General features: G+C 72.7%; 22 protein-coding genes. 12 read left to right on the top strand and 10 right to left on the bottom strand.

All coding sequences use genetic code 11. The annotated features are described in order from the left end of the window. Positions 1-225: 225 nt before the first annotated feature. Positions 226-1,104, bottom strand: coding sequence for a hypothetical protein (locus WME98_RS12340; RefSeq protein ID WP_437951510.1), 879 nt, complete (start codon positions 1,102-1,104; stop codon positions 226-228). Between the two features lie 1,235 nt (positions 1,105-2,339). After that, positions 2,340-3,377 carry a hypothetical protein gene (locus WME98_RS12335; protein WP_437951509.1) on the bottom strand — a complete coding sequence of 346 codons (1,038 nt, stop codon included), beginning with the start codon at positions 3,375-3,377 and terminating at the stop codon, positions 2,340-2,342. Positions 3,378-3,640: 263 nt separating this feature from the next. On the opposite strand from WME98_RS12335, the gene WME98_RS12330 reads away from it, so the two are divergent. Next, the gene (locus WME98_RS12330; RefSeq protein WP_437951508.1) at positions 3,641-4,522 is read left to right on the top strand and encodes a hypothetical protein; all 882 of its coding nucleotides are present in this window, start codon (positions 3,641-3,643) and stop codon (positions 4,520-4,522) included. A 572-nt stretch (positions 4,523-5,094) separates the two neighbouring features. Here WME98_RS12330 and WME98_RS12325 read toward each other — a convergent pair. Then, positions 5,095-5,376, bottom strand: coding sequence for a hypothetical protein (locus tag WME98_RS12325; RefSeq protein WP_437951507.1), 282 nt, complete (start codon positions 5,374-5,376; stop codon positions 5,095-5,097). Between the two features lie 146 nt (positions 5,377-5,522). Between WME98_RS12325 and WME98_RS12320 the strand changes: the two genes are divergently transcribed. Genes WME98_RS12320 through WME98_RS12305 form a run of 4 tightly spaced genes read left to right on the top strand, consistent with a single transcriptional unit; the run spans position 5,523 to position 8,371 of the window. After that, positions 5,523-6,167, top strand: coding sequence for an RNA polymerase sigma factor (locus WME98_RS12320; protein WP_437951506.1), 645 nt, complete (start codon positions 5,523-5,525; stop codon positions 6,165-6,167). After that, positions 6,160-6,408, top strand: a complete 249-nt coding sequence (locus WME98_RS12315; RefSeq protein ID WP_437951505.1) for a hypothetical protein — start codon at positions 6,160-6,162, stop codon at positions 6,406-6,408. Before WME98_RS12320 ends, WME98_RS12315 begins: the two co-directional genes overlap by 8 nt. 2 nt (positions 6,409-6,410) lie before the next feature. Continuing rightward, positions 6,411-7,166, top strand: coding sequence for a tetratricopeptide repeat protein (locus WME98_RS12310; protein WP_437951504.1), 756 nt, complete (start codon positions 6,411-6,413; stop codon positions 7,164-7,166). Continuing rightward, on the top strand, positions 7,163-8,371 hold the full coding sequence (locus WME98_RS12305; RefSeq protein ID WP_437951503.1) for a hypothetical protein: 1,209 nt from the start codon (positions 7,163-7,165) through the stop codon (positions 8,369-8,371). Before WME98_RS12310 ends, WME98_RS12305 begins: the two co-directional genes overlap by 4 nt. Positions 8,372-8,541: 170 nt before the next feature. On the opposite strand, the gene WME98_RS12300 is transcribed toward WME98_RS12305, so the two are convergent. The 4 genes from WME98_RS12300 to WME98_RS12285 all read right to left on the bottom strand — a co-directional run bounded on the left by WME98_RS12300 (position 8,542) and on the right by WME98_RS12285 (position 13,548). Continuing rightward, on the bottom strand, positions 8,542-9,468 hold the full coding sequence (locus WME98_RS12300) for a hypothetical protein (RefSeq protein ID WP_437951502.1): 927 nt from the start codon (positions 9,466-9,468) through the stop codon (positions 8,542-8,544). A 113-nt stretch (positions 9,469-9,581) separates the two neighbouring features. After that, positions 9,582-9,992 (bottom strand): hypothetical protein, encoded by a 411-nt coding sequence (locus tag WME98_RS12295; RefSeq protein ID WP_437951501.1) that lies wholly within the window; start codon positions 9,990-9,992, stop codon positions 9,582-9,584. 101 nt (positions 9,993-10,093) lie between these two features. Beyond that, positions 10,094-10,936 (bottom strand): hypothetical protein, encoded by an 843-nt coding sequence (locus WME98_RS12290; RefSeq protein WP_437951500.1) that lies wholly within the window; start codon positions 10,934-10,936, stop codon positions 10,094-10,096. Then, positions 10,933-13,548, bottom strand: a complete 2,616-nt coding sequence (locus tag WME98_RS12285; protein WP_437951499.1) for a TonB family protein — start codon at positions 13,546-13,548, stop codon at positions 10,933-10,935. Before WME98_RS12285 ends, WME98_RS12290 begins: the two co-directional genes overlap by 4 nt. 288 nt (positions 13,549-13,836) lie before the next feature. On the opposite strand from WME98_RS12285, the gene WME98_RS12280 reads away from it, so the two are divergent. The 7 genes from WME98_RS12280 (at position 13,837) to WME98_RS12250 (ending at position 19,980) form a co-directional block, all read left to right on the top strand. Beyond that, positions 13,837-14,253, top strand: a complete 417-nt coding sequence (locus tag WME98_RS12280; RefSeq protein ID WP_129579198.1) for a hypothetical protein — start codon at positions 13,837-13,839, stop codon at positions 14,251-14,253. A gap of 67 nt (positions 14,254-14,320) precedes the next feature. After that, positions 14,321-15,130, top strand: a complete 810-nt coding sequence (locus WME98_RS12275) for a ParA family protein (RefSeq protein ID WP_020740128.1) — start codon at positions 14,321-14,323, stop codon at positions 15,128-15,130. Further along, positions 15,105-15,938, top strand: a complete 834-nt coding sequence (locus WME98_RS12270) for a hypothetical protein (protein WP_437951498.1) — start codon at positions 15,105-15,107, stop codon at positions 15,936-15,938. Before WME98_RS12275 ends, WME98_RS12270 begins: the two co-directional genes overlap by 26 nt. After that, a complete protein-coding gene (locus WME98_RS12265; protein ID WP_437951497.1) occupies positions 15,935-16,852 on the top strand; it encodes a hypothetical protein in 918 nt (305 codons plus the stop codon). Before WME98_RS12270 ends, WME98_RS12265 begins: the two co-directional genes overlap by 4 nt. Then, positions 16,849-18,156, top strand: a complete 1,308-nt coding sequence (locus WME98_RS12260) for a hypothetical protein (protein ID WP_437951496.1) — start codon at positions 16,849-16,851, stop codon at positions 18,154-18,156. Before WME98_RS12265 ends, WME98_RS12260 begins: the two co-directional genes overlap by 4 nt. Before the next feature lie 64 nt (positions 18,157-18,220). Further along, positions 18,221-18,811 (top strand): Uma2 family endonuclease, encoded by a 591-nt coding sequence (locus WME98_RS12255; RefSeq protein WP_437951495.1) that lies wholly within the window; start codon positions 18,221-18,223, stop codon positions 18,809-18,811. A 323-nt stretch (positions 18,812-19,134) separates the two neighbouring features. After that, the gene (locus WME98_RS12250) at positions 19,135-19,980 is read left to right on the top strand and encodes a fibro-slime domain-containing protein (protein ID WP_437951494.1); all 846 of its coding nucleotides are present in this window, start codon (positions 19,135-19,137) and stop codon (positions 19,978-19,980) included. Between the two features lie 76 nt (positions 19,981-20,056). Here the strand turns inward: WME98_RS12250 and WME98_RS12245 are convergent, their stop codons facing one another. The 3 genes from WME98_RS12245 to WME98_RS12235 form a co-directional block, all read right to left on the bottom strand. After that, a complete protein-coding gene (locus WME98_RS12245) occupies positions 20,057-21,454 on the bottom strand; it encodes an MFS transporter (RefSeq protein ID WP_437951493.1) in 1,398 nt (465 codons plus the stop codon). 351 nt (positions 21,455-21,805) lie between these two features. Beyond that, complete coding sequence (locus WME98_RS12240) at positions 21,806-23,611, bottom strand: fatty acyl-AMP ligase (RefSeq protein ID WP_437951492.1); 1,806 nt, start codon at positions 23,609-23,611, stop codon at positions 21,806-21,808. After that, complete coding sequence (locus WME98_RS12235; protein WP_129579187.1) at positions 23,608-23,877, bottom strand: acyl carrier protein; 270 nt, start codon at positions 23,875-23,877, stop codon at positions 23,608-23,610. The genes WME98_RS12240 and WME98_RS12235 overlap by 4 nt, the downstream gene beginning before the upstream one ends. Positions 23,878-24,016: the final 139 nt, after the last annotated feature.

Below are 24,016 nucleotides of genomic sequence, written 5' to 3'. Positions count from 1 at the left end.
ACAGGCCTTGCGCTGCATCGAAAACGCCTTCGTCTGTCCGCGCTGCACGCTGGCTCCGCCCGCCCCGGTGCCCAGGAGGGGCAGGCGGCGGCGCGTGGCGAGCGCGCACCGCCGCGCAGCCGGGGGGAGCGGTGAGCGGCGCTCTTGTCGTCGGATCGCTCGTTGACGTAGCGCGGCCATGATGGCGGTCATACCGACGATATGTCGCGCCGGCCTGCGCCCCGGCTACTCGCAAGGATGGCAGCCGGGCCCCCCGCAGTCCCAGCCTTTCTCGGGCCCGTTCCAGATGCCGTCGCCGCACCTCGGCGCCTGGCACACGCCGGCCAGGCAGACGGAGCTCCAGCAGTCGGCGCCGGATTGACAGCCGGCCCCATCGCCACACAGCGCTTCGCAGGCGACCACGCCGCAGTCGACGTCGGTCTCCTTCCCGTTCTTGACGCCGTCGTCGCAGCGCGCCTCGGAACATGTCTTTCCAGGGCCACAGACGCCTTCAGCGCAATCCGTCCCAGAGCTGCACCGGCTTCCGACGGGGCACAGATCGCAATCGCCACCACAGTCGATAGCGGCCTCCCCGCGATCCATGTCCACGGCGCCGTTGACGCACCACGGCGGGACACACTTGCCTCCGGGCGAGCACAACAGCGTCGTGTCCTCGCAGTCGGCTGTCGTGATGCACTCGATCTTGTGAAAACCGTCGCAGAACCCGATCCCGTCGGGGGCAGGGCCTCTCGGTGTGCCAGGGAAGAACGGTACATCACTGCGGCACGAGTCCACGGTGCAGGGATTGCCGTCGTCGGGCAGGTCCGCCGGGGCTGGCGTCTCGCCGTTCGATCCGTCGGCGAGGCAGGTGTGTCTGATGCAGTCGCCGCGCAGATCGCCTGTGAGCTTGTTGGCGATGACGAACCCACAGGCGCCGCTCTCGCACGCTGTCTTCTTGCAGAAATCGTAAGGGTATGCGACGCAGCACTCCTCGGTGGTGCTGCACGCCTCTCCTTGCTCGCGGCACTCCTCCGGCGGCGTCGGGGAGTAGGGGGGGCCCGAAGAGCACGTGAACGCGCTGCCGACAGCGGCAACGGCCAGGATCGCGGCGTAGATTTTTCTCACGGCGGAACCTCGCTCACTACGGGTCTTGTCCTGTGTCGGTTTCGCAGTGGCAGGGGCCGCCGCAGTCGATCGAGCTTTCGCTGCCGTTCTCCACGCCATCATCGCACGATGGGGCGGCGCACTTGCCGCGACGGCAAACTCCGCTCGTGCAGTCGACGTGTGATGCGCACCCTTGCCCGGCTGGGCACGGATCACACGAGGGGCCTCCACAGTCGATGCCGGTCTCGGCGCCGTTTTGCTGGCCATCATCGCACACCGCGCGAGCGCAATGGCCAGTGTTGCATACACGCTCCTCACAGTCCGTGCCGGTGTCGCATGGCTGCCCCGACGGGCACGGATCGCAGGGGCCGCCGCAGTCAAGAGCAGTTTCGCCGAGCAACGAATCGAACAAGCCGTCTTCACAGTGGCGCAGGACGCACGAGCCCGCGTCGGAACATACAAATTCCGGGTGTCCGCAGTCGTCGTCATGCAAGCACTCGGTCCACTGCCCATTCCCGTCGCAGAAACCAGAGCTCTCTGGCGACGGACCTCTGGCGACAGGCGCGTGTATCCTCGTCATGAAGATCGGATCGCAATGATCGATCGTGCACTCGTTACCGTCGTTGAACACATCGTCGGGATCTGGTACGTCGTATCCCCTGCCTGTCTCACTGCACTTGCGAACGGCGCAGTCGCCTTCGCGCTGGCTTCGAGCCTCGGGGACGATATCAAGGCCGCAGACACCGTCGTCGCACGTTGCGATGCCACACTGCCGGTTGCTGGGTTTGGGGCAGTCCTCAGGCGTGTCGCACGTCGTCGGGGCCCCAGGCGTGGCCCCGGCGTCCTGCGCGACGGCGCACTCGCTCGCGGGGCGGCACTCCCGCCCGCACGGCTCCTCATCCTGGAGGCAGCACACCCTGTCCCCCGGGGTCGGGCACAGGCAGGCTCCACGGATGCAATCGAGGCCGAGGTGCGTCGCGCAGTCGTCCCGCGCGTCGCAGCGGCGCCCCTCGAGGTCGTCCACGCTCACGGACGTCTCACCGGCGCACGCGATCCACAGGGCCGCGCTCACGACGAGCACCCCTCCCGCACCGAGCCTCCTCGACATGGGCCGGCAGATTACCAGACAACCGGAGAAGCGATCTCCCGGAACCGCTCAGCTCCGACCGATACGGCGTCGCAGTGCGCATTGTTGGCAGCGCCCCTAGATTCTCATTCCGACGTCCGCTCTCCAAAAGTTCGCGGCTCCGGCGCTACTACCAGGACGTGGCGAGCTGCACGCCGGCGCCCCCGGTCGTGACGCGAACCGGACCGGCAGGCAGGAGCAGGTAGGCGGCCGCCGCGCCCGCGGCGCTCAGGCCGGCCCCCACGAACGCGCCGGCCGAGAGCGCCGTCCAGGTCTTCGCGCGCCCGTCGGCGTCCGTGAACTGGCCGCAGGCGGCGCCGCCGGGGCAGCCGCTCACGCTGTCGGCCTGCACCCGCGCGAGGGCCGCGTCGCGTTCCTCGGCCGCGCCGCCGGCCACGCCGGCCGCGATCCCCCCGAAGACGACCAGCGCGGCCGAGGTGGCGGCCAGCCCGCCCACGGTCAGCCATCGACGCGCGGGGCCCGGCCCCGGCGATGGTGGGGCCAAAGAGGGCGCCCCGGCGGCGCTGCGAGGGCCGCGGGCCCCGTCGATCTGCGCCTCGGCGGGCGATGCCGGCAACACCAGCCGCACCGTGTGCTCGCCGCCCGCCGTCGCGGTGACGAGCTCCTCCTTCCGAGCGCCGCCGAGCCGCGCGCTCACCCGATGCTGTCCGGGCCACACGAACACCGGGGCCCTGAGCGGCGACAGGCCGACCCGCCGGCCGTCGACGAGGACCTCGGCGCCCGGATCGCTCACGTTGATCTCCAGCGCGCCCACGTGCTCGCGCGCCGCCTGGAGATCCACGCGCGCCTGGGCGTGCTTCTGCCGGTCCTGCTCGGTCCACGGCGCCGGGCCTCTCGGCGCTTCCGGCGACCCGACCAGGCCCAGCCAGAGCGTCAGGTACTCGGCCGCCGTCGGGTAGTCCCGGATCCGCTGCGATAGCGTCCCGACGTTGAACGCGTCCAGCGGGCGCCGGCCCACCCGCCACAAGGACAGGTGAACGTCCCGCGCCTCCGCGAGGTGACCTCCGCCGACGAGGCGCCCGGCCTGCGCGCGCATCTGCCGCTGTGCGGCCGGCTCCTGTGGCTCGGCGGGCGGCGGCGCGGCCATCGCCGAGCTCTCCATCAGCAGCGCGAGCACGGGGATCAGCGTGTAGAGCGAGCTTCGCATGGTCTCAATCGGGGGCTCAGGGGAGGCTCGCCCCGTTCGTGGGGCGCGTCCTCTTCGCTACCTCCATCCGGGCCCGAGGCGAAGCGCTCTTTCCCTGTCGGCTCCGCCGCGCCTTATGTTTATCTTTCCGTCAGGTGCAGAGTCGCCGCGCGAGCGGCCGGTTCACCCCCGGCGCCGCAGCCCCGTGTACGGCACGTTCCCGACGCACGCCGCGGGTGACATGGGTTTGTCCGTCCGTATAGCTTGCCTCGCTGGAGGATCTCATGGGCAACCCCAAGACATCAAAGTCCCCAAAGGCATCCAAAGCTGAGCGCACCGAGGCCGCGCCGCTCGACGAGGCGCTCGACGAAGCCACGCCGACGGAGCTCGACGCCGTGACCACGGCGTTCCTCGGACGTGTCCACACCTTGCTCTTCAACATCCCGAGATACCTCGATCGGGCGCGGCGCCACGGGTACACGCAGAAGGAGCACGATCTCGGATGGGAGCTGTACACCACGGCTTCCGGCAAGAACCGCCGCTTCGAGCACTGGCTGGCGGAGAGCGATCAACGCGACGTCGCGGCCGGCGTCTCCGCGGAGCGGATGCGCCTTCTCCAGGAGATCGACGCGTTCGAGAACCTCTGGTTCCCGCGGATGCGGGCGCTCATCCCGCGGGTGCTGCCGCGCGACAGCGCGGATCGGTTCGCCGCCGCGTTCTTCAAGGACCTCGCGCAGCAGCCGCTCAGCCCCGCCGTGGTGGACTCGGTGAAGACGTTCCTGAACCGCGTCGACGAGCTCGCGTCGAGCGCCGAGCCCGGCGCGCGGAAGCTGTACGAGACGCTCGGCGAGCGCGGCCTCACGCCGAAGAAGATCGAGGCGATGCGCCGGCTGATCGCCGCCGCGGAGGAGCACAGGACGCCGGACAGGGCCACGCCCGCCCTGCGCCGGGAGGAGATCGCGAAGGCCAAGGAGGCTCAGCTCGCCGCGCTCGAGTCGCTCCGGCTCTGGTACAACGATTGGGCCACGACGTTCCGCGGCGTGTTCGGCACGCGCGCGCAGGTCACGCTCGGGCTCACGTCGCTCAAGCGAAAGAAGAAGGACGCCGCGCCGGAGGAGGCCGCGCCGGAAGGCGAGGAGGAGGACGGCGACGCGGGCGACTTCTAGCCGCGCTGCCGGTCGAGACCACCATGCCACCGGCGCACGAACGCGCCGGCGAACCCCTCTCTTCGCCCCGGCGCCGTCGACCGCATTCCGGGCGCCATGATGGCTGCTAGATCACGTCTCCACTGCAATCTGGAGGGGTCCGGACTGCAATCTGGAGGGGTCCGGGCTGCAATCTGGAGGGGTCCGGACTGCAATCTGGAGGGGTCCGGACTGCAATCTGGAGGGGTCCGGACTGCAATCTGGAGGGGTCCGGGCTGCAATCTGGAGAGGTCCGGGCTGCGGTCGGGAGCGCTTCCACTGTAGTCCGGAGGCAGCTCCGCCACGATCCGACTGGCCTTCACTCCACATCGGACAGATCGACCAGTACAGCGCAGCACACGGCCGCCACGGAGGACACGACCCCTCGCGGTCGAGAGCGGCGTCCCGCGCGCTCGCAGGCCGCGAGCCGCAGCGCAGATTGACGCGGAGCGCTCGCCGGAGATACCGTCGCCGCGTGCGGTACGGTGCGCGATCGATCTCGGTGTGCCGCATGCTCGGCGCGATGCCTTTGCCGGCGTGGCCGTTGAAGGCGCTTATCGCTTCTGAGGGTCCAGCTCGCCTTGGAGCTCGGGAGCGAGCTTCGCCTCGAAGACGACGAGCCCGCCGTCCGTGCGGAAACGGCCATCCTGATCGAGCGCCATCTCGGCCTCGGCGTCGAGCAGGCCTTCCTCGCCAGCCAGCGGGTCCGCCGGTGCGTTCGGCAGCGAGACGAGGACGATCACCTCGGCCGGACCCACGGGCAGGTCCTCCGGGAGCTTCAGCTCGACGCGACGATCCACCGGGATCGTGATCTGGATCTTGGTCGCTGCCTGCATCGTGCCCTGAGTGTGCCATGGCGGCCGGCGAAAGCCCGATCGAGGAACAGCCACCGGAGCCCCCCCGCGCGGCAGCGGCGGGCGATCGCCCCTCGTCGCTTTTGTGAGCCACCCGGGCCGCCCTGCGACCACCTATTTCAGCTCCCGTGCTCCTGTCCAGCCCAGCCCTCGCCCCCCGGCTCACGCTCGTCCGCGCGAGCCCCCTGGCCGACCTGGATGACGCCGGCCTCGCCCGCGCGGCCGCCGAGGGGCAGCCGGGCGCCGCCGGCGCCGTGTGGGACCGCTACGGGGCGCTGGTGCACGGCCTGCTCCGCCGCGTGCTCGGCCCGGGCGGGGACGTCGAGGACCACGCCCAGGAGACGTTCCTGCAGTTCTTCCGCGAGGTGAAGAACCTGCGCGATCCCGCGGCCTTGCGCCCGTTCCTCCTCGGCATCGCCGTGCGCGTGGCGCGATCGGCGCTGCGGCGCCGGCGGTTCCGGCGATGGCTCTCGCTCACCGACAGCGGCGTGCTGCCCGACGAGCCCGTCGCGGGCGTCGACGAGGGCGCGCGCGAGGCGGTCGCGCGGCTCTACGCGATGCTCGACACGCTGGACGACCGGGCGCGGCTGCTCTTCGTGCTGCGCCACATCGAGGGGCTGGAGCTCGCCGAGACCACGCAGGCGAGCGGGATGTCGCTGGCCACGGCCAAGCGCCACCTGGCCAAGGTGACCGCGCGCGTCCACGCGATGGCCGAGCGAGATCCGCTCCTCGCCGCCTACGTCGCGCCCGCGGAGGAGGCGAGCGATGGCTGAGCCGAAGCCCGAGGTTCCGCCGGAGGTCGCCCTTCAGCGGCTCACGGCGCTGGCGCGGGAGGCAGGGGCGGTCGCGCGGACGGACGCCGCGCTCGCGCGCGGGCGCGCGCGGCGCATCGAGGAGGTCGAGCGGCCCGTGCTGCCGCTCGCGCCGCGGCGGGGCTGGCTCATCCCCGCCGCGCTCGCGCCGCTGCTCGCGATCCTCGGGCTCGTCTGGCTCCGCCCGGCGGCGCGCAGCTGACGATGGAGAGCGGCTCGGTCGCGGTCCGCGGTCCGCTCGTGTGGGGCGGCGTCACGCTCCACGGCGGCCAGCGCCTGGTCGCCGACACCGGCCGCCGCGAGCTCACGATCGTAGGTCCGAGGGCCGACATCGATGCGTCTGCGCCCGAGGACGGCGCTCCGGCCGACGCTCCAGCCGAGCCCGACGCAGCGGCCAGGGTCGATGCGCCCGCCGTGGCCGAGGCGCCGGAGCCCGCTGCGCCGGCGAGGGGCGATGCGCCGGCGAGGGGCGATGCGCCGGCGGCGGCCGCGACGGTCCCGCAGAGCTACCGCGAGCGCGTGGCCCGGGGCGATTTCGCCGGGGCCATCGCGGACGCGGAGGCCCGGGGCCTCGACGCGACCATCGACGCCAGCCCGCTGCCCGAGATCGCCGCGCTGGCCGACGCTGCGCGCTACACGGGGCGGAACGACCTGGCCCGGCGCGCGCTGCTCGCCGAGCGCTCGCGCTTCGCCGGCTCGCCCGAGGCGCGCTCGGCCGCGTTCCTCCTCGGCCGCATGGTCGAGGCGAGCTCGCCCGCGGAGGCGATCTCCTGGTATGAGCGGTACCTGTCCGAGTCGCCCGGTGGACCGCTCGCGGCCGAGGCGCTCGGGCGGAAGATGCTCGTGACGCGCACCTCTCGTGGCAAAGACGCGGCCCGGCCGGTCGCCGAGGAATACCTCGCGCGGCACCCGCACGGGGCGTTCGCGGGCGCCGCGGCGGAGATCCTCGGCCCTCCATGAGGGGGTGGGGGCTCGCGTTCGCCCTGTGCGCGGCGCTCCTCATGCCCTGCGAGGCGAGCGCCGAGGAGGGCTTCCATCTGGTCGTGGTGCGCCCGCCGCGCGCCGGAAAGGTCGTCGAGGAGGCCACCGTCCGCCTGACCGGTGAGCTGCGGGCGGTGGGCTTCTCGGTCCGCTCCGCCGAGGGCACGTCGGGCACCGACGGGCGCGCGCAGGTCGAGGCGGCGGACGGGACGCTCGCGGCCATCGCGATCCTCGAGTCCGATCGCGGCGCGGCGGCCGACATCTGGGTCGCCGACCACGTGATGAAGAAGACCGTCGTCCGGCGCGTGGAGCTCGGCGACCCGGAAGTGACCAACGCCGTGAGCGATCTCGCCGTGCGTTCGGCCGAGCTGCTTCGCGCGAGCCTGGTCGAGGTGATCGGCGCGCGCAGGCGGGAGCTGCCGCCCGAGATCGCGCGGTGGATCGCGCAGGCGTCGCCGCCGGCCGAGCGAGCGGTCGCCGAGCCGGCGAAGGAGGCCGCCGGGCCGGCGAAGGGGACCGAGACCGCCGGGATGGCGAAGGAGACCGCCGGGGCGGCGCAGGCGGATGCCCGGACGGCGCGGGAGGCCGCCGGGTCGGCGAACGAGCCGGCCGGGGGCGGCTCTGCCTTGCCCGAGCGGCGCGCTCCTCACGAGGCCAACGCGGCGCCCCGCGGGGCCGAGCGACGCCGGGACAGCCTCGAAGCAGGCTCCGCGCACCTCATCGGCGAGCTCGGGGGCGTCTCCTCGATGTATCTCCGGGTCGAGCATGCCTTGGCGGCGCGCCTCTCGCTGCGAGCGACCTTCGTTCCAGGGATCCTCGAACATCGCCTCGACGCGCCGGAGGGCAGCGTGACGCTGCGGCAGACGCTGGCGACGTTGGGGCTCGCCTACGCCTTCGACGCGGAAGCGGCGCGGCTCTATCCCGTGATCGCGCTCGGGGTGGGGGCTTATCACGCCTCGATCGACGGCCAGGCGAGCCTCCCGGCGGAGGGGAGGCACGAGGACTTCGTCACGGCGGGGGTCGCCCTGGGAGGCGGCCTCGGGGTCCGCATCACGCCCGAGCTCACCGCGCTGGCGCAGCTCGACGTCGTCCTGCTCGCGACGGAGCCGTCCTGGCGGTCGCGGGCACGGAGGTGGGGCGCACCGGCCGCCCCGCGCTGCTCTCCTGCGCCGGGCTCAAGCTGAGTTATTGAGGCGTCGAGTCTCCTCTCACGAGACTCGATTTTCGTGAGCCACGGCGGCGGCGTCACTTCCACTTACCGATGCGTACGGACGTTCCTTCGATGACCCGCTGACACGAGGCCCAGGCGCGCCGCGCCGGCCGTGACCGGCGCGGCCGGGGCACCGTCAGCCGATCACGGGAGCAGCGCGCGCCTCGGGCACTCGCCATCACCCTGGAAGTCGCCGAGCGTGCGCGCTTGCGCGACCACGTAATCGTACGCGGTCTCGATCTCCCCGAGGGCGCCGGCGAGGTTGTACTCCTGGCCGAAGACGTCGGCGACCTTCACCTTCTTGAGCTCCTCGATCGTCGTCTCGCCGTCGCCGTCGATGTCGCAGTCGGCGATGTACTGCGCGTAGCGCTTCGTGAGCTCCACGCCCGCGGTGATATTGTCGAAGAACCAGTGATCTCCGTGGATGGTCGGCTTCACCGCGATCGTCCCGCCCGTAGGAACGCTGAACCCGGGCAGCTCGTCCTCGGTCGCGCAGTCGTCGAACGACGTGCCGGCCGAGAGACCCCAGCTGAAGCGCACCTCCTTCGCGGGGACGCACTCCCCGGAAGGCGGGCACGACTCGCCGTCCTCCTTCTCGATGGAGCCCTCGAAGAACACCGAGTAGCCGTTCTCGACCATGAAAGCGACGTCGGCCTCGGTGGTCGGCGCGAGCGTCTTCGCGCCCGCCCGCGCGTTCGGGAGGTCGAACCCGAAGCGGTCCCAGCGCACGGCGCTCACGCCCTCGAACTCCGCGATCACGTACCGCGTGGCCGGAGCGTTCTTGAGGTCGAGCACGAACACCGAGGGATCGCTCAGCGTCTCCTGCGCGTCCGAGCGCGCCGCGCGCACGTTGCCGATGGTCACGAGGAATCGATCGTAGGTGACCTTCCAGCCGTCCGCGATGTTCTCCTCCCCCGTGCCGGGCTCGAGGCCCTCGGGGATGGTGTCCTCCGGCTCCACGAAGATCTGTACGGTGCCGGTCCCGGACCCCGCGCCGTCGTCGCCGCAACCCGCGATCAGCGTGAGCGCGGCCGCCGCGGCCACGATGCTTGCCTGTCCCGTTCTCTGCATGATCAATGCTCCTCGAATCGTTGGAAATCCGGACGAGCGCGCACGAGCGCGCCCGGCGAGCGCAATCCCGCGCTCTCGCGCGCCGCGCTCGCATCACCCTGTCGCCTCGCCGATCAGGCCGCGGGCGGAGAGCTCTTCGGCGCCAGGATCAGCAAGGGGATCGGGCGGACCTCCGGCGAGGGCCGGAGCGCGTCGAGGCAGAGCACCTCGAGCAGGGTGGCCTCCGCCACCCGGTGAACCGGCGCGCCGAGCTGGCCGCGCAGCGCGAACGCGTCGCAGTGATCGTCGTCGAGGTGGCGGAGCGCGCCTTGCTCGGCGGCCTCATCGCCGGGGCCGGGCGCCGGCCCTTCTGCCTGCTGCGGCGCTGCGGCCTCGGCGCGCGGCGCGGCGCGGGCGGCACCCACGGCGTGGCCGGTGTGGACCAGCGCGCCCACGTGGACCAGCTCGCCGTGCTCGCAGCGGGCGTGCCGGACGAAGAGCGCGTGCGTCAGGCTGCAGAGCTGCGCGAGGAGCGCGAGCAGCACCAGGCCGCGCGCGCTGGAGCCCGCGCGAGGGCGCGCCCGCCGTGGGAGCGGCCGCCGCGGCCGCGGCGCGCGCGCCCTCGCGCCGGCGCCGCGGCGACCCCTCACGGCGACCTCGACCAGACGAGCTCGGGCGGGCTCTGCGCCGTCATGGCGATCACCAGCGCGTTGTGCGCGCGCGATCCCGGCGCGATCACCGCCCGGAGCGTTCCGCCGTCGCCAGGGCCCTCGCCGCCGGCGCCCTCGCCGCCGGCGCCCTCGCCGCCGGCGCCCTCGCCGCCGGCGCCCTCGCCGCCGGCGCCGTTACCGGCAGCCTCCTCGGCCAGCGCGTCGAAGTCGACCCGGGCGACCCACGCGCCCACGTCGAAGCGGACCGCGAGGCGCACCGCCTCGGCGCCGACCGTCGCCGCGGCCGCGACGCTCGGGACCGCGCGCTGCCCCTGGAACTGCGGCACCGCGTCGACGTCGGCCACGAACTCGAGCACGTCAGCGCCCCGCGTCGCGCGCCCGCGCAGGTGCGCCGAGTGGCCGCCGGGCGCCTCGGGCGACCGCACCGGCGCGGCCTCGGTCAAGAACCAGTGGATCCCGTAGTCGAACGACGCGCTCCGGATCTCCCCCTCGAAGCCGCGGACCCGACCGAGCCGCTGCGGCCCGGGATCGAGCAGGTCGACGCGCACGATCGAGAGCAGCTCGGCGATGGCGGTGCCGCAGAGCGTCGCCGAGCCCGACTCGGCCGCGCAGAACTGCACCGGTCCGAAGGCGACCGACGCCTCGTCGAGCACCACCGTCCAGGCGCCCGCGGCGATCTCGCCGGGCGGCGCGGGCTCGGCGACCGCGAGGTACGAGACCTCCGGCTGGCCGGTGCCCGCGCAGCCGAGCGCCGGCGCCGCGGAGAGCGCGAGGGCGAGCATGCAGCGGGCGGCCAGGCGGTCGTTGCGGGCGTTCATAGCGAGAGCGTCACGTTGCCGAGGAGGGTGAGCGGCGGCCCCGCGCTGATGTGGCGCGCCGGCAGCGCCGACGGCAACGGCGTGGTCTGCCAGTTCGACACGAACGAGTACTCCGTGTCCGCGTGCTCGGCGTCGAGGAGGTTCTGCGCCTCCAGGCCGACCTCGATCCAGGGGCCCTCCTGCGCCGGGTCGCCGCCCGCGCGCAGGCTACGGCGGAGCGAGAGCGACGCGTCCATCACGAGGAGCGGCGCGGCGGCCTGCGCGTACGGCAGCGGCCGCGGCGAGAGGTACGTCGCGCCGTAGCCGAGCCGCCCCACGATCGGCCGGCCGGCGATCGTGACGAGCGGCCGCTTCACCGAGAGGTCGGCGCGCACCACCACGGGCGGCACGAACGGCAGCTGCTGCCCCTCGACGTACGGCGGCGTCGGGTTCTCGGGCGTCGGCGGCGGCGGCGCGTCCAGCGTGGCGTGGGCGAAGGTCGCGCTCACGCCCGCGGTCAGCGCCGGGCTCGGCGCCGCCTGCAGGTAGACGACGAGCCCGCGGCGGGTCGTCGGGCCGATGCGCGCGAGGCCGCCCTCCGCCGCGTCGAACGCGAGATCGTAGGAGAGGCGCGTCTCGTAGGCGGCCGCGGTCGCGCTCAGGCCGCTGACGGGGCGCAGGGTCGCGCCGACCTCGTAGCTCCTCACGGTCGCGAACGGCGCGTTCTCGCCCTCCTCGAGCTGCCGCGCCTGCGGGGAGCGGTAGCCGTGGCCGTACGCGGCGGAGAGCCGCAGCTCGGGCAGCGGGTCGACCTCCAGCGTGGCCCGCGGGCCGAGCGCGACGCCCGCCGCCGTGCGCCGGAACCCCTCGATGTGCGTCTCCTTCTGGAACGCCGGGATGAAGTTGCCGAGGCGGTCGTCCACGTCGAAGACGAGCACGTCCGCGCGCGCGCCGCCGCGCAGGCGCGCCCACCGCGACAGCTCGAGCAGCGCGTCGGCATGGACGCCGATCCCGGTCAGCCGGATCGACGCGTCGACGCGCCGGTCCCACGTCTCGTTCTGCGGCGGCTGGAGGAGGTTCTGCGCCTGGTCGATGCCGTCGGTCTGCGCCTCGGCCCCGACGGCGATCTGGCCGGTGAGCCACGAGGCGAGCGGGATCCGCGGCGTGCGGTAGGCGAGGCCCCCGCCGAGCGCGGCGTCCTCGTTCGACTGCTCGATGAGATCGCCGCGGCCGGCCCACGCGGGCCGCACGCGCGAGCGCTGCGTGTAGCCGGTGAAGTTCATCCGGCTCCGGTACCCGGACGTCATCGCCCAGAGCCAGGCGCTCTTCTGCGAGCCGTCGTCGTCCGCCCGCTCGGCGAGGAGCCCGACCTGGAGCCGCGTCGACGCGGCCGACTGCGAGCGAGCCGACGGGTCGCGGTACGTGTCGTAGAAGCCGACGCGCCCCGCCGCGATGTCGTCCCGCCGGAGCACGCCCGCGAGGTTCGCGCGGCTGCCGTGGGCCGCCACGTGGAGCAGCAGCGAGAACTCGTCCGGCAGGACCATCCGGTACTGGCCCACGGCGGCGCCCGAGAGCGCCCCGCGCGTGCCGTCGCCGAAGCCGTCCGTGGCGCGCACCGCCGCGGCCCCGAACGTGTCCTCCGACTGCGCCTCCGGCGCCCAGATCGCGAGCAGCCGCCGCGCGCCGAACGAGCCGAGCGTGCCCTTGAGCAGGAGCCCGCGCTCCTCGACGCCGAGGTCGAAGTACGCGCTGCCCGCGACCGCGAAGTCGCCCTGCTGCGGGTCGTAGACGCCCTCGACGACGCGCAGCGACCGCACCACCTCCGGGATGACCACGTTGAGGTCCGCGTACCCCTGCCCGTGGACGTGCGAGCGCTGGTTCAGCGGGATCGGCCCGACCCGGAGCTCGATGTCCTGGCCGTGATCGGCGTCGAAGCCGCGGAGGAAGATGCGCTGCGCGACCGCCTCGCCCTCGGGGTGCGCGACGTGGACGCCGGGCGCCGTGCGGAGCAGGTCGGCGGCGCTCGCGTGCGGCGCGGCGGTGAGCGCCGCGCGGCCGATCCGGAAGTCGCTCGTCGCGCGCCGCGGCGGGTTCGGGCGGCCCTGCACGTGGATCTCGATCGGCTTGCCGGGCTCGGCCACGGCGTGCGGGCCCGCGACGCCCCCGGCGAACTCCACCGGCTTCGGCGCCGGCGGCGCGGGCGGCGGGGGCGCCGCCGGAGCGTCGAGCGTCGCGGGCGCCGGCTCGGGCGGCGCCTCGTGGGGGCCGGGCGCGAAGTGGAACGGCACCCGGATCCGCGCCCGCACCGGCGCGCCGCCGCGCATGGCCGGCGAGAAGCGCCACCGCCGCACGGCGCTCATGGCCGCCTCGTCGAAGCCGGCGCCGCCGGACTCGGCCACGGCCGCGTCGCTGACGGTGCCGTCCTTCTCGACCGTGACGAACAGCGTGACCGTCGTGTCGACGCCCTCGGCGAGCCGCTCGGGCGGGTACACCGGGTCCACGTGCTCGAGGATCTGCGGCGCCACGGCCGCGTCGGGCGGCGGCTCGGGCTGCGCGAGCGCCGCCGGCGCGGCCAGCGCGGCGAGCGCGTGGGTCGACAGGCAGCAGGCGAAGAGCCAGCGGGACGCGCGCATGGGCACTTGAGCCCCAGGCGACTACCACGGCGCACAGCGGCGCCGCAAGCGACGCCCCGCCGCGCCCGGCACTTCGGAGCGGGCGCGAGCGACGGCGACGGATGCGCACGGAAGAGGCCGCGAACGACGGCGACACGACGGCGGCGAAACGGCGGACGAATCGCGCATGGGCGCGCGTGTGCGAGCGGTGGCGACGGACGCGCGACGGACGCGCGGCGGACGCGCGCGGCGCGCCGGCGGTGCAGCGGCGGCCTCCCCGCGGGGCGCCGGCCCGTGTATCGTCTCGTCATGGCGAATGAGGCGCTCGTTCAGGCGGTCAAGTCCATCGTCACCCACGCGCGTGGGGGCAATCTCGACGCTGCCTACCGGGGTTACCGCGATCTCTTCCAGAAGCCGGAGTTTCTCAAGCACCGACCCGAGGACCAGCGGCAGGTCCTGCGGCTCATGATCCTCGCCAAGGGCGTCCCGTCGACGCCGACCGAGGCGATGATCGAGGCCCACCGCGCCGCGGTGCCCGCGTTGACCGAGCTCGTCTCGATCCACGGCGATCCCGGCGATCACGAGCTCCTCGGGCTCTGCCACGTGGTGCTCGGCAACCTCGAGAGCGCCGACAAGATCTTCCGCGCCGGCCTCGCGATCGAGCGCGAGCGCAACCCGCAGAGCGATCTTTGCGGCACGCTGATGAAGCGGATCTCGCTGCTCTAGCCCCTGGCGGCGTCCGTCCTGTTAGGATGCCCCCTGGGCGCCGGCACTGCGCGCCGTCGGGGAGTCCATGTACGTCATTGCGGTCGCGAGCCAGAAGGGCGGCGTGGGGAAGACCACGATATCCCTCAACCTGGGGCTCGCCCTTGCGCGCGCGGGTCACCGCGCGCTGATCCTCGAGCTCGACGCCCAGGGGAGCCTCGGGCTGTCGCTGGGGCTCGCCGACCGCGCGCGGCCTGGCGTGGCGGAGCTGCTCACGGGCGCCGAGCGCCTCGAGTCGGTGCTGCTCCGGACGCGCGATCCGCAGCTCCAGGTGCTCACGGTCGGCCGGGTCGACCCCACGACGGTCCCGGGCTTCGAGGACGCGCTCGCCCGCGGGCCCGTGCTCCCGAGCGTGCTCGCGAGGATCGCGCCGGACTTCGACCTCGTGGTCGTGGACTGCCCCGCGGGGCTCGGCAAGGTCACGACGCGCGCGCTCGAGGTCGCGACGCACGCGCTCCTGCCGCTCCAGGCCGAGCCGCTCGCGCTCCGGTCGGTCGGCCAGCTGCTCGCGGTGATCGATCGCGTCCGCGCCGAGAAGAACCCGCGGCTCTCGCTGCTCGGCATGGTGCTGTCGATGTTCGATCGGCAGGCGCCCGCGTCGCTCGACGTCGCCGAGGCGCTCTGGACCCGGTTCCCCGACGGGATCATCCTCGATACCGTCATCCCGCGCGACGAGGCGTTCCTCGAGGCGTCCCTGCGCGGGGCGCCGCTCCTGCTCATGCAGAAGCGGCCTCCGCCGCTCGCGCGCGTCTTCGACCAGCTCGCGAACGACGTGCTGGTTCGCCTGGAGCCCACCTCGCCGGACGATGACGATGGCCCGATCTCGCTCCTCCTTTGACCTCGACGGCGCCGTCCTCACCGCGGCGGCGCTCGTCAAGCAGCCGAAGCCGCGGAAGCGGCAGGCGCCGTCGATCGCCCCCGCGGGCGCGCCGCTCGTGTCGTTCGACTCGCGGCCGCCGCCGACCGCGCGGGCGGACGTGGAGCCGGTGTCCGCGGCGCCGCTGTCGCCGTCGTTCGAGGAGCTCGCGCCGTCGAGCGACCTCTCGCCGATGTCGAGCGTGGGCGCCGGCGGCGCGCTCGGCCTGCGCAGCGCGCTGCCCCCGTCGGCCGACGACGGCGACGCGCGGCAGGCGCTCGACCTGCCGTCGCCCGCCTCGTCGGCGTCGTTCGTGGCGGCGCGCGAGCCGCTCGCGGATCGGCTCGACCTCGCCGTCGAGGCGCTCGCGGCGGGGCGCGCGGCGCCGCGCTTCCCGGACCTCGCCGCGGCGGGCGGGCCGCTCGCGCGCTGCGAGAAGGTGGTCGAGTGGATCGCCGAGGCGACCGGCGCCACCGACGTCTTCCTCGCGGACGCGGCCGGCCTCCCGTTCGCCGGCGCGATCCGCGACACCGAGGCGCGCCTCGCCGCCTCGGGCCTCATCGCGTCGGCGATCGGCTCGCTCGTGGCGGCGCTGCCGGGCGCGCCGTCGCAGCGGTTCGAGCTGTGCGTCGGCGACGGGCCGTTCTTCCAGCTCATCGGGTTCCAGGCGCGCTCGGCCGCGTACATCGTCGGCCTGATGCGCGCGGTCCCGCTCATGCCGCGCGAGGCGCACGCCGTCCGCATCGCGTGCCGGCACGCGCTCGACGCCGCGGTCGGGGTCGTCGGGTGAGCGAGGAGTACGGCGAGGCCTCGCTCGACCGTGAGATCGCTGCCGTCGCGGGCGCGCTGGACGACGACGATCCGCTCGCGCCGATCGCGCTCGACAGCATCGGCTACGGCGTCGACGGCCTCGACGCGATCGTCGTGTTCCACCTCAGCGACGCGCGCGTCCACGCCCTGTTCGTCCGCGAGGGCGCGGCCCTCTCGCCGGGCGACGTCGCCGCGGGGCTCCGCGACGCGTACCTCGGGAGCCAGCTCGCCGCGCAGCGGCTCGTCCCGGAGCGCGAGGCGTCGGCCCGCTCGAGCCGCGGCCGCGGCGCGCGGTCGTCGAGCAAGCCGCCGGGCTCGCACGGCCGCGGGGAGGAGCTGCCGGACCCGGTGGTCACCCTGGAGCTGAGCGGCCGGACCGTCCTCTTGCGCCGCGTCCGCGCGTGCGTGGTCGCGAGCCTGTTCGACGCCACGATGCCGCTCGGCATGGCGCGGCTCGTGGCGCAGCGGCTGGCCGCGGCGCTCGCGCCCGAGCTGCCGCTCGAGGAGCCGCCCGAGGAGATGCTGAGCGACCCGCCGGGGCTGTTCGAGGAGGCGCTCAGCGCGGACACGGTGGACGATCTCGTGCGGGGCGTCGCGCGCTCCGCGCCGCCGCGGGGCTCGTCGAGCATCCCGGCGCGCCGGACCGGGGGGACGCCGCCGCCGGCGGACCCGCCGTCGGCCGAGGCCGCGCGGATCGAGCGGCTCCTCGCGCTGCTCGAGGCTCGCGCGCCGGAGCCGCACGTCGCGCGGCTGCGGCTCGCCCTGCGCGCCGGGCTGACGCCGCTCGCGCTCGATCATCCTGGCGAGCTGGGGGCGGAGGCGACGGTGCTCATCGAGACGGCGGTGGCGGACATCCTGGGCCTGGAGCGCGCCGCGCTGCGGAGGCTCCTGTGACGGCGCTCCGGCGCGGCCTGCGGGGCCGCATCGACGGGCCGCTCGGCGATCTGCTCGGGCCGATCGCGCCGCACTGCCTGCTCCACGTGGCGGACCAGCTGGTGATCGCGCACTCGCACCACTTCGCGCTCTTCCTGGAGCAGACGATCTTCGACGCGCTCGGCGGCGAGAGCCGCGGCGTGCGCCGGCAGGCGGCGTTCGAGGCGGCGCACGCGCTGCTCGGCCCGCTGTACGCGGCGCGCCACGGCGCCTCGCCGGAGGAGAAGCTCGAGCTCGCGGCCGAGCTGTTCGCGGCGATGGGGCAGGGGCGCCTGCGCTTCGAGCTGAGCGCCGAGGGCGGCGCGGTGCAGGCGGAGGCGCTCTTCCACGGCACGAGCTTCCACGCGAAGTACGGCGGTCGGATCCAGAACCGGCTGGCCGTGGACGCGTTCGCGTCCGGCTACTGCTCGGCGGCGGCGAGCCTCGCGTTCCCGTCGGACTGGGGTCGGCTCGACGCCGACGAGGTGACGTGCGTCGCGCGGGGCGATGCGGCCTGCACCTTCCTGCTGGCGCGGCGCTCGGAGCGGCCGCGCTTCGGCGAGGCGCTGACGCGCAAGGTGGTCGAGTCGGCGCGGGTGAGCTGGGAGCCCGAGAGCGGCCCCGAGGCGCGGGCGCAGCGCACGGGGGACGCGATGCTGGAGGAGCTCGGGGCGCAGCGGTCGGACGAGCGCGGGCTCATCTCGGCGTACGGCGTGAACCTGGCGCTCTTGCCGGTGGGGTACATCGATCAGAAGACGTTCGACACGGTGCACCTCATCGAGCGGCGGTCTCCGGAGCTGGTCCCGGTGTTCGAGGCGCTGGTGCGGGAGGCGGCGCAGACGGGCGCGTTCCATCTGCTCGGGGGGATGCTCGCGTCGGCGTCGTTCGAGGCGATGTGCGGTCCGGTGGGCCGGGATCAGCACGGGCGCCTGGAGCAGCTGCTCGGGCTCGCCCGCGCGCTCGGGTGGGGGGCGCTCTCCGCGCCCGAGTTCCAGCCGGGCCGGGTGCTGGTGCTGCGGGCGCCGATCACGCACGAGAGCGCGTATTACGCGATGAAGCACGGGTCCACGGCGCGGCCGCGGCTCCTGTTCCAGCAGGGGACGGCGCTCGCGATCATGCAGCTGCTGCACCGCGTGGATTTCGGGACGGAGCGGCCGATCGACGCGGAGACGTACGGGGGGTTGTTCAAGATCGGGACGCGGTTCCGGGTGCAGGAGACGAAGTCGCCGCTGCGGGGGGACGACGCGTGCGAGGTGCGGGTGGAGGCGATCGAGGACCGGTGGTGATGGCGGCTCCTGCGGCTCGCCCGGCGCGCGGCATCGCAGTACGCTATGAGGGAAGAGGTTGATCATGGCCGAGCCCGCGCGGAAGCGGACGTTCACGTTCGCCGAGTACCTCGCCCACGAGCAGGCGAGCGAGGCGAAGCACGAGCATGTGAACGGCGAGATCTTCGCGATGGCCGGGGGCACGCCGGAGCACGGGCTCATGGCGGTCAACGTGGCCAGCGTGCTCCGCGGCCAGCTCGTCGATCGACGCTGCCGTGTCTACAACTCCGATGTTCGCGTGCGCGTCCAGGCGACAGGGCTCTCGACGTACCCGGACGTCAGCGTGGTGTGCGGTCGGCTGGAGCGCGATCCGGAGGACGAGAACAGCCTCCTGAACCCGGTCATGGTCGTCGAGGTGCTCTCGCCGAACAGCGAGGCATACGACCGCGGTGAGAAATTCGCCCACTACCAGATGATCCCGTCGCTTCGCGAGTACGTGCTCGTCTCGTACCAGCGGCGGCGGGTGGAGGTCCTGCGTCGCAACGACGATGGCACCTGGACGCTCCACGACGTGCGGGAGAGCGGCGTCGCGGAGCTCGCGTCGATCGGGTGCAGGCTCCCGCTCGACGAGGTGTACCGGGGCGTTTTCGATGGGCCGGAGGACGAGGCGGGCTGAACGGAGCCGAGGACGTCGCGCCTCGGCGGGCTGGAGCGGTTTTTAGCTGAGACACCGTTCTCCGTCTCTCGTCCCCGTCTTCCGTCTCCGTCTCCGTCTCCGTCTCCGTCTATCGTCTTTGCTCTTCCGTGCGCGTGCGCGCTGATTCCGGCGAATCGCGCACGCGCACGCGCACGAAGGACGCGCACGGAGACGGAGGACGGGGAGGAGAGACGGGGAGGAGAGACGGGGGACGGTGTCTCAGTCGCAGCCGAGAACCGCTGACGCGCGCGGGCGCGAGTCGACCCGATATGCTATAGGCGCCGCTGAAGATGAGCCGTGCCGTGTCAGGTCTTCCTCTATCGCTAGCCTTCCTTCTCTCGGCGTTCGCGCTCGCCGCGTGCACCGCGACCCCCGAGATCATCGGGAAAACCATCGACCTCTCCGGGACGGGGGGCGGCTCCTCCGGGACCGGCCTGGGCGGCGACTTCTCGCCGGCCGCCGGCGGCTCCTTCCCGGGCGCGTCCTCCTCGAGCGGCGGGCAAGCCGGCTGCGCGCCGCGGCTCGAAGGGGTGGTGCGCGACTTCAAGGCCTACGACACGCCCGGCGGGCACCCGGACTTCGAGCACTTCGAGGGCACGGGTTTGCCGGGGCTCGTCGAGCCCGTGCTCGGCCCTGACCAGAAGCCGGTGTACGCCCACGCGGGGGCCACGGAGTACACGACCGGGCCCGAGTACTTCGAGCAATGGTTCCGGGACGTCCCGAGGGTCAACCGTTCGATCCGGTTCGTCGTCCCCCTCGACGTGAGCGATGGCGAGTTTCGTCTCTTCTCCAGCAGGGAGTTCTTCCCCATCGACGGCAAAGGCTGGGGCAACCAGGACAGGGACCACAATTACGGCTTCACGTTCGAGCTCCACATGAATTTCAGGTACAGGGGCGGGGACGACTTCATCTTCGGCGGTGACGACGACATCTGGGTGTTCATCAACAATCAGCTGGTGATGGATCTGGGCGGGGTCCACGGCGCCATGTTCGACACCCTCGATCTCGACGCGATGGCCGAGGATCTCGGCCTCGATCTCGGGAAGGACTACCCGCTCGACATCTTCTTCGCGGAGCGCCGCAGCGGCGGATCGACGTTCATGATCTCGACGCTCAAGTACACGAACTGCGAGCCGATCATCCTGTAGCGGCAGGGCCGCCCTCGATCGCACCGGTGGGGTCGGATGAGGGCGCGCCTCCGTGCGCCGGAGCGAGAGCCGCGCGTCAGTGCGCCGCCGCCTGCCTCTGGGGCCTCGCGTTCCACACGCGCGTCGCCAGCGCGAAGCCGACGAGGGCGACCGGGAGCATGGCGACCGGCCATGGCATCCAGTTCCCCGGGTCCTTCGCCGCGTCGCCCGAGGGCAGGATGCTGGCGTAGAGGAACGACTGCGCCGCCGTGCCCAGGTAGACGAAGCCGTCGATGATGCCTGTCGCGACGCCGGCGTTCTTCCTTCCGCCGAAGTCCATGCTCGCGGTCCCGGAGAGCATGCCGTGGACGCCGATCACGCACAGGGACATGAACACGACGGTCCACCCCGCGATGGGCAGGCTCAGCGTGAAGATGACGATCACCGCGCCGATCACGAGCCCTGCGTACAGCACGGAGGCCACGGGGCCGCGGCGCGACTCGAACACGTGGTCCGAGATGAAGCCGGCGAAGACGCCGCCCAGGATGCCGGCGATGCAGAGGAGCACGCCCCAGTGCGTCGACACGAAGCCCTTGAGGCCGGTCTTGTCGGCGAAGATGAGGTACCACTTCATGACGGCGTTGCGGAGGAAGCCGCTGCAGAACTCGATGGCGACGATGATCCAGATGACCCTTTGCGAGAACATGCGCCGCGCGACCTCGATCGCGCCGAGGCGCTCGCCGGTGTCGCCCGAGGAAGCGTCGGCCGTATCGAAGTCCTGGAAGCCCGCCTGGCCAGGCGTGTCGCGGATGACGAAGAAGTCGAGCACGAGGAAGCCGAGCAGCAGCAGGGCGGGGACGTAGAAGACCCACGGCATCGGCAGGTGTCTGGCGATGAATCGACTCCAGTCGTAGGCGAAATAGAGCCCCAGCGAGATGAGGATACCGAAGACACCGCCGAGCATCCCGCGCTCGCGGACGTGGAACCAGGGCGCGTTCACCTTGACGATGGATACGGCGCCGAAGCTCTGGAAGTACATGTTGCCGGCGAAGAGCGCGGTCATGGCGGTGACGGCCGCGTCGTGGCCGAGCTGTCCATCCTGGGCGAGGCGGACGGCGCCCCCCATGAGCAGGTTCATGAGCGCGGAGCCGCCTGCGGCGAGGAGGATGGTGGCGCGCCCGCCCCACCGGTCGGTGAGCGGCCCGTTCAGCAGGAAGGCGACCCCGTAGACGGTCGAGCCCCAGCCGTCGATGTTCCCGAACTCCTGCTTGCTGACGAGCTGCATCGCGTCGAGCGCGGACGCGTTGGCGGAGAAGTTGTACCGCCCCATGTAGAGGAAGGCGTAGGTGAGCCCGAGCGGAAACCAGTTGAAGAGCCGCCGGCGCTTGAACTCCTCCGAGTGTCCGAGGTCGATCTTCGGCAGCCGCCGCATGACGACCGCGATGGCCGCGAGCAGCAGAAGGATCGGCAGCAGCTGATTGAGCCAAGCAGGCATGGATCGCCCTCCGGCCGCCGACGATAACGGCCCCCCGCACCAGCGGCTACGCCTTCGCGCCCGCCCGCTTCACCGAGAGCCGCCGCACGAACAGCCGTCGCTATCTAGCAAACCACCACTCTCCAGCAAGCCGCCGCGCAGCGCCTCCCTGGCGCCCTCGAGCCGCCGGAGGGGGCAGGGAGCGCGTGCGGCGCGCGTGGGGACGGGCCGATGTCTGAGCACGCGCCCTGAGCCTTACCCGCAGGGTAAGGTTCAGGGCGCGTGCGAGTCCGGCGGGGCCCCACGCGCGCCGCACGCGCTCCCTGCCCCCTCCGGCGGCCCCTGCGGTTCAGATCCCCGCTGCCCCCCGGATCACCCCCCGCGCCCGCGGAAAATCGCGTGCCGGAAGTAGTTGATCTGGCTCTTGGCGAACTCCTTGGCCGCGTCCAGCCGGTCCCCGTCGCGCGACGAGCTCCGGATCAGGAGCTCCCCGTTCTCGTAGAGCTCCCGCGTCTTGCTCCGCTGGAGCTTCCCGCTCGACGTCTTCGGCAGCACGCCTGCCCCGACCGCCACCACGTCGTCGACCGTGAGCCCCATGGCCTGCTGCACCACGCGGCGCACCTCGCCCCTCAGCGATTGCTTCTCCTGCTCGTCCGACGCCGTCGTCTCGAACACGATGACCACCCGCTCGCGGTCGTTGTGCGGCTTCATCGTCCCGAACGCGATCACGTTCCCCTTCCGGACCCCGGCGACGCGGCTCGCCTCCCACTCGAGATCCTGCGGGTAGTAGTTGCGCCCGTTGACGATGATGACCTCCTTCGAGCGCCCGCAGATATAGACCTTGCCCTCCGCGAGGTACCCGAGATCGCCCGTCCGCAGCCAGCCGCCCGCGAACGCCTCCTTCGTCAGGTCCGGCTCGTTGAAGTACCCGGGCATCACGCTCGGCCCCCGCAGCCGCAGCTCCCCGACCTCGCGGTCGCCGAGCGGGCGCGCGCTCTCCGCGTCGTCCGACGCGAACACCGCGATCTCGTGCCCCTCGAACGCCGACCCGCACTGCACGAGCGACGACGCCCCGTCGCTCTCGGCCGGCACGGGCACCGCCTTGCCCTCCTTCCAGAGCGTCTCGCCGTCCACCGCGTCGGTCTGCAGCCCGGTCCCGAGCGCGCTGAACGACACCGCCAGCGTGCTCTCGGCCATGCCGTACGAGCAGACGAACGCCTTCTCGTCGAACCCGACCGGCGCGAACTTCTCGGCGAAGGCGCGCAGGTTGTCCGCGCGGATCGGCTCGGCGCCGCAGCCGGCGACCCGCCACGTCGACAGGTCGAGCCCCGCCATCTCCTGCTCCCGTATCCGCTTCACGCAGAGCGCGTAGGCGAAGTTCGGCCCGAACGACACGTTGCCCCGGTGGCGCGTGATCGTCTCCAGCCAGCGCACCGGCCGCTTCAGGAACAGGAGCGGGGGCAGGAACGTCACCGTGTTCACGTGGTAGAGCGGCGCGATCACGAAGCCGATGAGCCCCATGTCGTGGTAGAGCGGCAGCCACGACACGCCGGTGTCCACCGACTCGCGCACCGCCAGGCCGAGCTCCACGATCGCCCGCACGTTCGCGGCCAGGTTCGCGTGCGTGAGCACCACGCCCTTCGGCCGCGACGTCGAGCCGCTCGTGAACTGCAGGAAGCACACGTCGTCGAGCTCGACCTTCACCGGCTTGAGCTCCTCGCGCGAGCCCCGGATGCCCTCCACCGCCACGATCTGCTGGAGCTCCGGCGCCTGCGCCTGGATCGTGCCGAGCATGCGCTTGATCTCGCCGCTCGTGAGCAGGACCTTGGCCCCGCTCTTCGCGACGATGTGCAGCGTGTTCTCGAGGTAGCCGGTCAGCTTGCCGAGGCCCGTCGGCGGGTAGATGGGCACCGGGACGACGCCCGCGCGGATCGCGCCCAGGAAGGCGAAGATGAAGTCGGCGTTGTCCGGCAGGATCAACGCGACGCGATCGCCCTTCTCCAGCCCGAGCGCCTGGAGCGCGCCGCCGATGCGCGCGCTCGCCCGCTCGATGCCGCCGTGCGTGAAGAACGGCTCGTTCTCGCTCGACTCCTCGATGAAGCGATAGCCCGTCTTCGTGCTCGCCGCTGCGTCCTCGATCGCCTGTGCGACCGTCCGCGCTTTCCAAACAGCCGTCATCCCGAGAGCCTTCCTTCGTTCTTGAGCCGGAGCTCGATGGCCTTGACGACGTCGGCGACCGTGTCGACCTCGCGCAACATGTCGTCGGGGATCGAGAGGTCGAACTTATCCTCCATATCCGCGACGATCTCCATCACCCCGAGCGAGTCGAGGCTGAGATCGGCGACGAGATGGCTCGACTCCTCGATCTTCACCTCGCCGGCCGTGTGTCCCTCCAGGAGCTGGATGATCTCTGCCCGCAATGTCTCCCGTGTCCACGTCATCATACGGTCCTACCCCAACTGCGGCGTGGCGAGGAGGGGCTTGCTCGGCCGCGGCGCTGCCCGGCCGCGGCGTCGCACGACCGCGGGGTCGCACGACCGCGACGTTACTCGGCCGCAGGCGCTCGCGCGCCCCTGAACGGAC

Origin of the sequence: Sorangium sp. So ce296 (assembly GCF_051529605.1) — a bacterium.
GTDB classification, from domain to species: domain Bacteria; phylum Myxococcota_A; class Polyangia; order Polyangiales; family Polyangiaceae; genus Sorangium; species Sorangium cellulosum_D.
This window is presented reverse-complemented; position numbering and strand designations above follow the sequence as displayed.